This window comes from Aerococcus tenax (assembly GCF_003286645.3).
In the GTDB taxonomy this organism is placed as follows: Bacteria; Bacillota; Bacilli; order Lactobacillales; family Aerococcaceae; genus Aerococcus; species Aerococcus tenax.
On record NZ_CP127382.2, the window covers coordinates 1,575,935 to 1,587,662 of the forward strand.

Here is an 11,728-nt window from a genome sequence, read left to right on the forward strand (position 1 = left end):
GATGGTTAAAAGCTTTTATTTGTTTTTCCGTTTGCTTGGAAGGGCTAGGATTGCTCCTGCGGCAACTAACAAGAGTTCCAAGGCTACTGGTGCTGCCACCACACCGGTCTTAGGTAGGCTGGCGTTGGCATTTTCAGTTTGAGCGGCTTTTTCAGTTTGAGTTTCTTTCTCTTCCACTCGGTTAAGCTTTGGACTTGCTGTAGCAGCGGTTTGAGTGTCTTCCTTAGCACTGGTTTCAGTAGATTGATCGGTCTTTGCTTGTTGACTGTGATCAGTTACTGTTGGTTGGCTTGGTTGTTGAATGTGATCACTTTCTTGACTTGGGTGATCCTTGTCTTCTACCTTAGGAGCTGAAGGATGACTAGGTTCAGGACTTGGACTAGCTGGTTCAGGACTTGAAGGACAAGGTAGCGGTGAAGTTGGAATTTCTTCCACAAGCACTTCTCCTAGTTTTGAAACCTTCTTATCCTTGCCTTGAGCAGTCGCAGTAATCTTATCCTTGGCTTTCAGTGTAACTCCATCAGGAACTGGAACAAGGAAATTGCCGTCTTTATCAGCAGTTACTTCAACCGGCTTATCTAGACCTGGAATCGTCACAATAACCTTAGCGAAGGCTTCCGTCTTACCACTGATTTGCTTGTCCCCTTCCTTCACTTTATCGAAGACTGGTGGCAAGGTGGTTTCACGTTCAGCAAAGACTTTATCTTTTTCGATGAGATCTGTGGTGCCATCTGGATAGGTAAAGACCGCATTACCGTCTTTATCGATGGTAATCACCGTATCTTTAGGTAGATCTTTATTAAAGTCTTTCAACGATTTGACTGCTTGGTCTTGTTCTTCTTTAGTGATCTTATTCAAGTCATCCACCAAGGTAATCACTGGTTTAGGTGTGTATTTTTGACTTTGATCGCTGACAGTGACTTTGGCTTCCACCGTGTCTGTGGTCCCGTCTGGGTAAGTGACCTTCACTGGAACGGTAATCACATCGCCATCTTTGGCACCTTCTGGTACCTTAACGGTTAGGCTACCGTCTTTGTTGACGGTCACACCTTGAGGCGCGTCCTTACCGAGTTCGTACTTCGTACCTTCAGGAACCGTGGTTGGGTTATTACCTTTGTCTGTGAAGTTTGGTTTTTCTACCGGAACTTCTTGACCTGGAGTACCTGTCTTGTCGTCATACTTAGGTTCGACTTTTTGACTTTGGTCCTTCACAGTAACCTTGGCTTCAACAGTATCTTTGGTCCCATCTGGATAAGTTACTTTCACAGGAACCGTAATCACATCACCATCTTTGGCACCTTCTGGTACCTTAACGGTTAGGCTACCGTCTTTGTTGACGGTCACACCTTGTGGAGCGTCTTTACCAAGTTCGTACTTGGTGCCTTCTGGAGCCTTAGTTGACTTCCCATCTTTGTCGGTGAAGTTTGGTTGTTTCACTGGCACTTCTTGACCTGGAATACCTGTCTCATCCTTGTATTTAGGTTGAACTTTTTGACTTTGGTCAACAACCGTCACTTTAGCTTCCACAGTGTCTGTAGTTCTGTCTGGGTAAGTGACCTTCACTGGAACGGTAATCACGTCGCCGTCTTTAGCGCCTTCTGGAACCTTAACGGTTAGGCTACCATCTTTGTTGACGGTCACACCTTGTGGAGCGTCTTTACCAAGTTCGTACTTCGTACCTTCAGGAACCGTGGTTGGGTTATTATCTTTGTCTGTGAAGTTTGGTTTTTCTACCTTAGCTTCTTTACCTGGAGTCCCCGGTGTATCCTCGTACTTAGGTTTGAATTCTTCTTTTTGTTGTTTAACGACTTGGGCGGTGAATTCCTTATCCTCTGTAATTTCTTTACCGACTTGGTCATATTTATCGTAAGCCCAGGTTGTGGTTTCATCAGCAGAAGGTTTATGATAGTTGACCTTATATTTTTCATCAGGAGAAACTTTTGGCAGAGCAACTTTTTGCTCTTTACCATTCTTGTCCTTGCCAACTAAGTTCGCGCCATCTTCAGAAATTTTGACGCCCGCTTTTGGATTGACGAAGTAAACCTTATCAGCATCCGCTTGGTCTAATTTCCCGCCTTCAACATCTTTAAAGGTTACCTTTACATAACCGTCAGGCTTGCCTTGTCCGGAATCAGCCGGAATGATTTCGTCAAGTTTTCTATAAACAAGTTCTAGGGTGGCATTCTTTTGTGGGTTAAAGCTTTGATTTTGACCGTTAACTTGTGGTCTTTCAAAGACGTAACCAACAAATTTAGGAGCAGAAAAGTCCTTTTGCCCGGCGTATTCGATTACCCGACTATCGCGTTTGCCTTCAATCTCACTTGGATACTTGTCTTCAGCTTCTGCTCTAAACTTAGGATCAATATCCTTGCCATCACTAGTTACATATCTCACGTTGGCGTAACTTGGGCGTTGAACATGGATGAGATAAGGAATAGGAGTTGGCTTATCTTCGCCTGGTAGGGTCACATTGATCGTACCCTCGACATCCTTTTCTTCAGCATCAGCTGGTGCCTTGTAGGTAATTTCACCGGTCTTTGGATCCACGGTTAAACCAGTTGGATTGCTTACGCCATCTCCACTTGGCAATTCAAATTTTGTGCCTTCAGGGAATTTGTAGTTAGGGTCATCCTTCTTACTTGGTGTGATCGCTGAGGTCACTGTATTCCCCGCTTGAACGGTCTTTTCTGGATAGCTAGCAGTTACCAAAGGCGCTGATTCCGTGAATTTGACTGTCGTCTTGCCGTCTTTTTCTTTAGAGTTTGGATCTTTAATACGGATAGAAATATTGCCTGATTGGTCAACCGTAATGTCATCATCAGATAGGCCAAGCGCTTTGTTGCGTTCTTTTATCTTAGCTTTGATGGACGCGATTTCATTTGGGTTTAAGTTAGCAGGATCTTTTACCAGGGTTTCCTTGATCTTCTCAGAGTAATAGATAGCGGTTGCTACGAATTCATTAGAAATATTCTCTTCATTGAAGCGATCACTATCCTTATGCTTATCGGCAATGGCTCTCCCGGTAAAGTTTTGGATCCCAATTTGGTGTTTTAATCCTGAAGCATCGAACTCTTCGGTGATTCTAGCCTTAACAGCGGCCCGTACTTGCGCATCTGTGGTTCCTTTTGGATCGTCTGGAGAGTTGAGTGCATTTAACTTTTTATAGTCAACTCCTGCTGCGTTCTCAAGTTCTTCAGGAGTAATCTTTTCTGTGTCTAAATTCTTAATGATTGTGCCATTTTTAGTCCGTAAGACACGAACCCTAAAAATATTAGTGAAGGATTGGAAGTAATCTTGAGGTTTGTCGGCGTGACTACCAATACCATATTTCCCCCAAACCTCATATTTACCATCTTTTTTACGAGGTTCATTATTCGATTTATTGTAAGTTCCCGAAAGAACCAAGAACTTATTTCCATCCTTGTCTTTTTGAATGGCATACTTGAATTTAGATGGGTATCCCTTATTACCAATACCAGTCCCATTAGCACCCCAAAGGTCTTTATATTCCTTGTCATTTCTTACTGGAACCTTAATAGGATTGGTCAGTGGATAGGCTTCATTCACACCTTCTTTGTGGAAGACTAAGATATCCTTCACAAAACCAAAGTTAGAAATAAAATAATCCCGCGGAATGACCGTAGAGAAGTCACCCTCAGTAATTGTTAGATTTCCCTTGTCATCTACAGAGTAATTGGGATCTTTTAAGCCTAAGTTCGTATTGACTGCCTTAAAGTCATTAATAATTTTATTCTTTTCTGCTTCAGTTAAGGTGTAGTTGTTTGGATCAGCGACATTCAATTTCCCTGCATTATGGGAAGAGTGGCTGGAACGCACATGATCATCTTTTTTATAATAGTCTTTCTTATCAGGCTTAGAATGTGGCGTTTCAAATTTAGTTAAGTCTTTTTCCCATGAAGTATAGGATGGTCTGAAATAAAGGGCTTTTACCTTGATGGTCTTGCTTACATTTCCTTGTTTCAAGGTAACTATAACGTCACCACTATTTTCAACCCGAGCTGGACCTCCTGTCCTAGCAAGAGCTTGATCAAAGGAAGCCTTGTCGACGGTATAGGTAACGTCATCTCCCAATCCCTTATCTCTAAGCGCTTCTTTGACAAAGTCTGCGATTTCTGCTTGAGTTGTCACATTTTTTCCTTCGTTAAAGTAATCATGTGAGAAGATACCCGCATATTCTGGTAATTGTACCTTATCTAATGAGGTATAGGTAACGGCAGAATCCCCCTCATAGTTCACCGCCCGAACTTCAGAATTTTCGGAAGCTGCATCCAGTTTGGGGGCAGGTTTTTCTTCTCCCTTTTCAGGTTGAGCAACTTCGTTTGCAGGTTTTTCAGCCTGTGGAGAAGCTGCCTTCTCTACGTTACTTACTTTATTATCTTTTTCATCAGATACTGGTTGAACTTCAGCTGTAGGCTCAACTTTAGCAGGTTTTGACGCTTCTGGTTGAGCCGGAGCTACTTGACCAGTTTGGGCTGGTTTTACCGCTTCTGGCTGAACTTCAGCTGGCTTGCTGCTTGCTTGAGTATTGGAAGCAGGCGTTTCAGCATGAACAGCTTCAGGTTGTACTGGACTATTTTTATTTTCTTTTGCATTCTCATCGACAACAGTAGCAGAACTTGGTAGCGTGTCAGCAGCTTGGAGTTCAGCGGCTTGGACAATAGCCCCTTGCCCTAGAAAACTCAATCCTACCGAAACAGCTACTGAAAATACACCTATTTTAAGATTCTTGATAGCATAGTGATAGTTCCGTTGACTACGCTTACGTATCTGCTCATGTTGATTATTTTTACTTAACATAAACATTCCTCTTTTTAATAAATAATATTTTCTAACATGTTAGCGCTATTATTATAAAGGATTTTTAGCATATATTCTATAATAATTTTTCTTTTTAATAATTATAATAAAATATATGTAAATAAACAAAATTGTTTTTCTTTAAATCTTATTTTAAAACTTTATAAGGAAATTTTTAGTAAGTAGTCATTCTTGCGATGAAACAAAGAAAAACCGCTCTTCCTAGCCAATATTTACTAGCTAGAAAAGAGCGGATGTTATGAAAAAGTTTCGAAAATTTCCTACAAATAAAACAGTAGATTATATATAAACGATCGATACGTATCTATAACTTATAAATAGTTTCTAATAAAATAATATTTATTTTTAACGATGCTGTTTCAGAAGATAATATTTCTTCTCTAGTTTCCTTAAAATCAACCGTATCACGTCTATTTTCAATGCTCTGCTTACTGGGCATGAGTCTACTCCTCAATCGATTTCCAACCAGTTTAATTGTCTCCATGAGCTTTCTGATCTCAATCCTACTTCTTTTAAGCTTCTATTATTGGAACAGATTAAGTACTATGACCAAATAAAAACTGAAAAAGTCTCTCAACCAGTTAAAAATGTTGAGAGGCCTCTTATGAAGTAATTCTTTACCTCCAAAACTAATGGTGTGAATTTGGTGTGAAAAGTGGTGTGAATTTTGAAAAAAAGGTAAGAAAAAACACCCCATGGTGTGAACCAAGAGGTGTTGTAAATGCTGTAATGACGCCAATTCTAACGTTTTGAGAATTGAGGTGCCTTACGCGCTTTCTTAAGACCTGGTTTACGACGTTCCTTCATACGTGGGTCACGTGATAATAAACCAGCTTCTTTTAATGGTTTACGGAAGTCAGGATCTACTTCCAATAATGCACGGGCAATACCGTGACGAGCTGCACCAGATTGGCCAGCAAAACCGCCACCTTGAACGTTAATATGGATATCATATTGACCTTCAGTTTGTGTTACGGCTAATGGTTGTTTAACGATTACGAATAAGGATGCGTATGGTAAGTATTCTTCCATCGCTTTACCGTTAAAGAAGATATTACCAGTACCAGGTACTAAGCGTACGCGGGCAGTAGAATCCTTACGGCGTCCTGTTGCTTGATAACTTGCTTGTGCCACTGCTGTTCCCTCCTTAAATTAATTCTGTAATATCGATGGTTTCTGGTTGTTGCGCTTGATGTTTATGGTCGCTACCACTGTATACATGTAAGTGGGTAAATTGTTTACGGCCTAAACGATTCTTAGGTAACATACCACGAACTGCGGTTTCAATTAAACGTTCAGGCTTTTCTGCACGTAATTTACCAGCAGTGGTTTCTTTAATCCCACCTGGGTAACCAGTGTGGTGGTAGTATTTCTTATCTTGGGCTTTATTACCAGTTAATTTTACCTTGTCAGCGTTGATGATAATCACGTGATCACCAGTATCAACATTAGGGGTAAAAGTTGGTTTATTTTTACCACGTAACATATTTGTTGCTACAGCTGCTAAACGACCTAATGCAATATCAGTCGCGTCAAGAACAACCCAGTTACGTTCAACTTCGCTAGCTTTTGCCATATAAGTTTGACGCATGTTTATTTCCTCCGTTTACTTTACGATTGTTGCGTATCACAATTGGTTTCCGGGGCCGATCGTGGGGCAAACAATACCGTCTAATATCATAGCTATAATTTCAACTAAAGTCAAGTCTTTTTTATTTTTTAGCCCCTACTTAGCCCAAAAAATAATAGGCCGACAAGACCACCATGGCCGCCACTAGGAGAAAACCAATCAAAACGAAAAGGAGGTAGAAGCCTCGCCCTTCCCGCTTGTAAAAATAGTAAGACGACCCAATTAAACCGAGGGCCACTAGAAAACCTAAAAAGATCAGCATTGCTCCGCTCCTTATCCTTCATTTTCCATCTGTCTACAGCGTCTCTCCTTGAAACTTTACTCCCCATACAAGTACTGGCTAAAGACCTCAGCTAATTGCTTAAACCAGTCCGTTTTCTCACTGTCACTGGCTAACCAATCGGACGTCATCACGGCCAGGTAATAGCTTTTTCCCTTGGCGTCTTTATAAATTCCACTCTCATTGTAGATGCCGGTGAGTAAGCCGTACTTGTTCCAATAGTTATCCTCACCAGCCAGGGCCTCGTCAAAGGGGATTGGCTCCTGGGACTGCTGCAATTGCTCGAGCAAGAAGGCTGTATGTTCGCTATTCAATAGCTTGCCCTGCTCCAGTTCCTGGTAAAAACGGGCCAGATCTTCAGGAGTAATATGTAAGGAATAGTCCCCAGAGGTTTCAACACGAAAAGTCTGAAAACCCCAGTCATGCATAATTTGGTTAAAACGATCATAATCGACAATATCGCGTCCCAGGGTAATGGCGCGGTCATTGTCCGACCACTGGATAGTAGGGATAATAAGCTGTTTAATCCGCTCTTCCTGACTAGCACTAATTTCCCCTTCTTCCAGGAAGTAAAGGGCAGCAGCGGCTAGAAGGGGTTTATAGGTAGAGGCGGTAATAAAGTCGGCTTGATCGTTAATACCGGCGATTTTCTTGCCTTCTTGGTTAAAAACCGCTATCCCGACCTGGGCGTCTGTTAACTGGCTAACTAAGTTTTGCAAGGCACTTTCCAAGGCCTTGGATTGACTAGCCCCACTTTCCTTATCCAGCCAGGCCAGGTATTGGTCAGCCATCTGGTCGATCTGCTGCTTCTCCCCTGCTGCCTGCTGGCGGATAATTGAGACCGCCAGACTGAGGTTAAGTACAAATAAAAGCATTGTAATGACTGCCAATACTTGTTTGGTGGCCTTTAACTTATCTAAACGAATGGCCCGCACCAGTAAATAAGCAAAGCCTCCTAGGATGATCAAGCCTATGAGCAAGAAACTTATCTTTACCATCTTTCCCTCCACAATTTTTGTATTTATTTATCGATCATAAGATCACTCAATTTAACCACTTCGATGAAAACTCTAACTAAAATAAGCCGGCCAAGATGAGTAATATGGGTATTGTAACGAATAAAGTCAATAAGCAGCCACAGCCTTGCAGACCAGCCCCACAGCCTTGTAAGGCATCGCCAAACTCTTCCAGTTCTTCGCCCTTTAACTTTTCTTCAACAATAATCTCATTACCATCTTCATCATATAACTTGCGGTATCTTGGCATGGAATCCTCTTCCTATAATAAAGGTAATTTTACAATATTTTTACAAATAATAAGTACTATCATCATAGCAAAAATGCCAGTAAAGGCCTAGTTTTTTCCCTAATAAAAGCCGTTCGCCTCTGACTTAGCAATGCGTTCCGCTCGACTGGGATAGTCCACATGGTGCAAGTAGAGACCATGTGCCTTGGCAGTAGGTCCCGCGGCGTTCCGGTCTTGAATGCTTAACAAGTCACTGAGATTCTCCACCGGACGGAGACCATCGCCAATCTGCAAGCAAGTCCCCACAATAATCCGCACCATATTGTAGAGAAAACCATTGCCCTCAAAATAAAAAGTCAAAGCCTGTCCATCCTCAGATGCCTGACATTCCGCCCGGTAAATCTCCCGGTCAAAGACGGTTTTATCCGTTTTAGTGGAGCAGAAACTCTTAAAGTTATGCGTCCCTATTAAGGCCGGCAAGGCGGCTTGAATCCGAGAAACATCAGTACGATAGGGATGGTGGAGGACGTAGTGGCGGTCAAAAGGTGAAACAAAGGGGGCCAAGGAGACCTTATATAAGTAAGCCTTTCTCAAGGCATGGTAGCGAGCGTGGAAGTGTTTTTCCACTGGTTCAACCGTCTTCACACAAATGGCATCATCCAAGATGCTATTCAATGCCCGTAATAAGCCCTCGGTTTCGATTTCTGAAGGATAGTCAAAGTGAACCACTTGCCCCAGGGCATGGACGCCAGAATCGGTACGACCGGACCCATAAACCGGAATCTCTTGACCCTTCGTCATTAATTTCAGGGCCTTTTCCAGGGCCGCTTGGATACTGGGACCATTGGGTTGGACTTGAAATCCCACATAGGGAGTACCATCATAAGCAATCGTCGCTTTATAGCGTTGTGGCATAATTATCAAACGCCTCTCTCCTTATATAATCATAAATAAATAGGAAAAGCCGGCCATCACTGCCAGCTTTTCGCTCTTGTCATTCTTTCCTTGCCTTGGCCATTAGGACCTAAAGATTAATATTGCTAGGCAAACGCAAGCCACTAGGCCAATAGCCACAGTATCGCGTTGGTGCCAGTGGAGTAAACGGTATTTGGTCCGCCCTTCGCCCCCTTGGTAACCACGCGCTTCCATCGCAATGGATAAGTCATAGGCGCGGTCAAAAGCCGAGACAAAGAGAGGCACCAGGATCGGAATAATGGCCTTGATCCGGCTCATTAAGGACCCCTCGCTAAAGTCAACCCCACGAGCCCATTGAGCGTCCATAATCTTGTCCGTCTCTTCTAATAAGGTTGGTACAAAGCGTAATGCAATGGACAGCATTAAGGCAATTTCGTGGACTGGTAGAATATTCTTTAAGGGCTTCATCAAACTTTCCAAGCCATCGGTAATATCCAGGGGTTTGGTGGTTAAGGTAAGAATGGTAGAAATGAAAATAATGTAAACGAAACGTAAAAAGATAAATAAGGCGTTCCATAAGCCTTCATCAGTGATGGCTAAAAAGCCCCATTGCCAGTAAACTTCCCCTGTCCGGGTAAAGAATAACTGCAAGGCCACCGTAATTAGGATCAATAGGATCATGGGCTTTAACCCTTTGAGAAAAATTTTCAAAGAAATTCCGGTCAGCCAGACAAAGGCCACCACTAAGAGGCCTAAGATCCCATAAGTCAGGCCATTATTGGCGAAGAAGATAAAGATTAGTAAGATGAACATGATGATCAATTTGGCCCGTGGATCCATTCGGTGGACCAGGGAATCACCGTTCAAATAACGTCCCATAATAAATTTATTCTTCATCTTGAACCTCCCCTAGTTCAAAATAGTTAAGAATACTATCCGCGAGTTGGTCAACGGTTAGCGGATTGTCCTGGAGTTGAATTCCAGCTTGGTCAGCTAAAACCGCCTTAAATTCTAAACTATCAGGTAGTGACAGGCTATGGTCTCTGAGCCAGTCAGCATCAGAAAAGATTTCTTCTGTGGGCCCTTGACGGACCACCGTTCCTCGGTTCATCACGACAATATGATTGGCATATTGGGCAGCATCATTCATTTGATGGGTCACTAGAACCACCGTTAACTGGCGTTCCTTATAGAGTCGATAGAACATAGCCATCATATCCCGGTGACCTTTTGGGTCCAAACCAGCTGTGGGTTCGTCCAAGACTAAGACCTGGGGCTCCATGGCAAGGATCCCAGCAATGGCTACCCGGCGCATTTGTCCACCTGATAAGTCGAAGGGCGATTGGTCATATAATTCACTTGGCAAACCAACCAGGTCCAGGGCTTCAATGGCTTTTTGACGGGCTTCTTCCTCACTGGCTCCGTAGTTTAAGGGGCCAAACATGACATCTTTGAGGACGGTTTCTTCAAAAAGTTGCGACTCAGGAAACTGAAAGACAATCCCTACTTGGCTACGAATACGGCGTAGGATTTCTCCTTTAGAGTTCTTGGTCACTTGGTCTGGACCAATTTGAACGGTTCCTTGGGTAGGCTTTAAGAGGCCGTTAAGGTGTTTGATGGCGGTTGACTTCCCACTACCGGTATGTCCAATAAAGGCGGTAAAACTTTGGTCGGGAATGGTTAAATTGACATCATGCAAAGACAAGGTTTCAAAGGGAGTACCTGCCCCATAAGCATAACTTACGCCTTGGAATTCAATTTGCATAACCAGTCCACCAACCCTTCTTCAGTATAATAATCTTTTTCAAAGGAAAAACCACCTTGGGCTAGGGCATTTTTTAATTGCACACTAAAGGGCACGCCTAGTCCCATATCGATCAACTTATCCCCATAAGAAAATATTTCTGCCGGTTTGCCCTCATTAACGATTTCTCCCTGACGAAAAACCAAAATCCGGTCGGCACTGGCCGCTTCACTTAAGTCATGGGTTATAGATAGGACGGTGAGCTGGCTCTTTTCCTTCAGACGGCGGATAACTTCCATCACTTCTTCGCGCCCTTCTGGATCCAACATGGAGGTAGCTTCATCCAAGATAATCACCCGGGGCTGAAGAGCAATAATGCCTGCAATGGCTACCCGTTGTTTTTGCCCTCCTGATAAGTTGCTGGGCTCATATTGCCGATAAGCCGACATGCCGACCTCTTCTAGGGCCCAATTGACCCGCTCGACCATTTCATCGTGTGGCACCGCAGCATTCTCTAAGCCAAAAGCCACATCGTCTTCAACCGTGGCTCCAACGAATTGGTTGTCAGGATTTTGAAAAACCAGGCCGATATTTTGCCGGATCGTCCAGACATTGGCTTCATTAAGTGCTAAACCCGCCACGGTAATCTGGCCGGATTCCGCTTCTAATAACCCATCAATTAGTTTGGCCATGGTAGATTTTCCTGAGCCATTATGACCGATAATGGCTACCCATTCTTGGTCAAAGATATCAAAAGAAACCTGTTTGATGGTTTGTTTGTCTTCTTCTTTATCGTAGCGAAAGCTAACATCTTTGACAGAGATGATCGACTCCAAGTTTTCTCCCCATTTCTAAAATAAAACCCTCCGTTCTAATTAACGGAGGGGCTATAGTTATCGTATTCACTCTTCTCCTATCAGACTTTACTGTCGGTACTAGAATTACACTAGTTCATTCCTATCAATCCCTTGATAGCTTGCGGACTTTTACCGCCGGTCGGGAAACGCTCCCTGCCCCGAAGATATCTGTAAATCTTTTATTAGTGTAACGGAACCAGTGCTATATTTCAACTGAT

General features: G+C 43.0%; 11 protein-coding genes and 1 riboswitch. All 11 genes read right to left on the reverse strand.

What is annotated here, in order from left to right; translation table 11 throughout:
• Nucleotides 1-15 precede the first annotated feature (15 nt).
• A complete protein-coding gene (locus DBT50_RS07315) occupies nucleotides 16-4,818 on the reverse strand; it encodes a YPDG domain-containing protein (protein WP_181566137.1) in 4,803 nt (1,600 codons plus the stop codon).
• A 325-nt stretch (nucleotides 4,819-5,143) separates the two neighbouring features.
• Nucleotides 5,144-5,278: a hypothetical protein gene (locus DBT50_RS07320; RefSeq protein WP_258454726.1), complete on the reverse strand. Its 135-nt coding sequence runs from the start codon at nucleotides 5,276-5,278 to the stop codon at nucleotides 5,144-5,146.
• Nucleotides 5,279-5,580: 302 nt separating this feature from the next.
• Nucleotides 5,581-5,973, reverse strand: a complete 393-nt coding sequence (gene rpsI / locus DBT50_RS07325; protein WP_013668580.1) for a 30S ribosomal protein S9 — start codon at nucleotides 5,971-5,973, stop codon at nucleotides 5,581-5,583.
• A 13-nt stretch (nucleotides 5,974-5,986) separates the two neighbouring features.
• Nucleotides 5,987-6,430, reverse strand: coding sequence for a 50S ribosomal protein L13 (gene rplM / locus DBT50_RS07330; RefSeq protein WP_013669478.1), 444 nt, complete (start codon nucleotides 6,428-6,430; stop codon nucleotides 5,987-5,989).
• A gap of 139 nt (nucleotides 6,431-6,569) precedes the next feature.
• Nucleotides 6,570-6,731, reverse strand: a complete 162-nt coding sequence (locus DBT50_RS07335; RefSeq protein ID WP_181566136.1) for a hypothetical protein — start codon at nucleotides 6,729-6,731, stop codon at nucleotides 6,570-6,572.
• A 56-nt stretch (nucleotides 6,732-6,787) separates the two neighbouring features.
• Nucleotides 6,788-7,747, reverse strand: coding sequence for a serine hydrolase (locus DBT50_RS07340; RefSeq protein ID WP_111852578.1), 960 nt, complete (start codon nucleotides 7,745-7,747; stop codon nucleotides 6,788-6,790).
• A 76-nt stretch (nucleotides 7,748-7,823) separates the two neighbouring features.
• On the reverse strand, nucleotides 7,824-8,015 hold the full coding sequence (locus DBT50_RS07345) for a hypothetical protein (RefSeq protein WP_111852577.1): 192 nt from the start codon (nucleotides 8,013-8,015) through the stop codon (nucleotides 7,824-7,826).
• A 99-nt stretch (nucleotides 8,016-8,114) separates the two neighbouring features.
• Nucleotides 8,115-8,909, reverse strand: coding sequence for a tRNA pseudouridine(38-40) synthase TruA (gene truA, locus DBT50_RS07350; RefSeq protein ID WP_111852576.1), 795 nt, complete (start codon nucleotides 8,907-8,909; stop codon nucleotides 8,115-8,117).
• A gap of 102 nt (nucleotides 8,910-9,011) precedes the next feature.
• A complete protein-coding gene (locus DBT50_RS07355) occupies nucleotides 9,012-9,806 on the reverse strand; it encodes an energy-coupling factor transporter transmembrane component T family protein (protein ID WP_111852575.1) in 795 nt (264 codons plus the stop codon).
• Nucleotides 9,796-10,674, reverse strand: coding sequence for an energy-coupling factor ABC transporter ATP-binding protein (locus DBT50_RS07360; protein WP_111852574.1), 879 nt, complete (start codon nucleotides 10,672-10,674; stop codon nucleotides 9,796-9,798). The genes DBT50_RS07355 and DBT50_RS07360 overlap by 11 nt, the downstream gene beginning before the upstream one ends.
• Complete coding sequence (locus DBT50_RS07365; RefSeq protein ID WP_111852573.1) at nucleotides 10,650-11,489, reverse strand: energy-coupling factor ABC transporter ATP-binding protein; 840 nt, start codon at nucleotides 11,487-11,489, stop codon at nucleotides 10,650-10,652. Before DBT50_RS07365 ends, DBT50_RS07360 begins: the two co-directional genes overlap by 25 nt.
• Nucleotides 11,490-11,554: 65 nt before the next feature.
• A riboswitch (FMN riboswitch) is annotated at nucleotides 11,555-11,680 on the reverse strand.
• Nucleotides 11,681-11,728 lie beyond the last annotated feature (48 nt).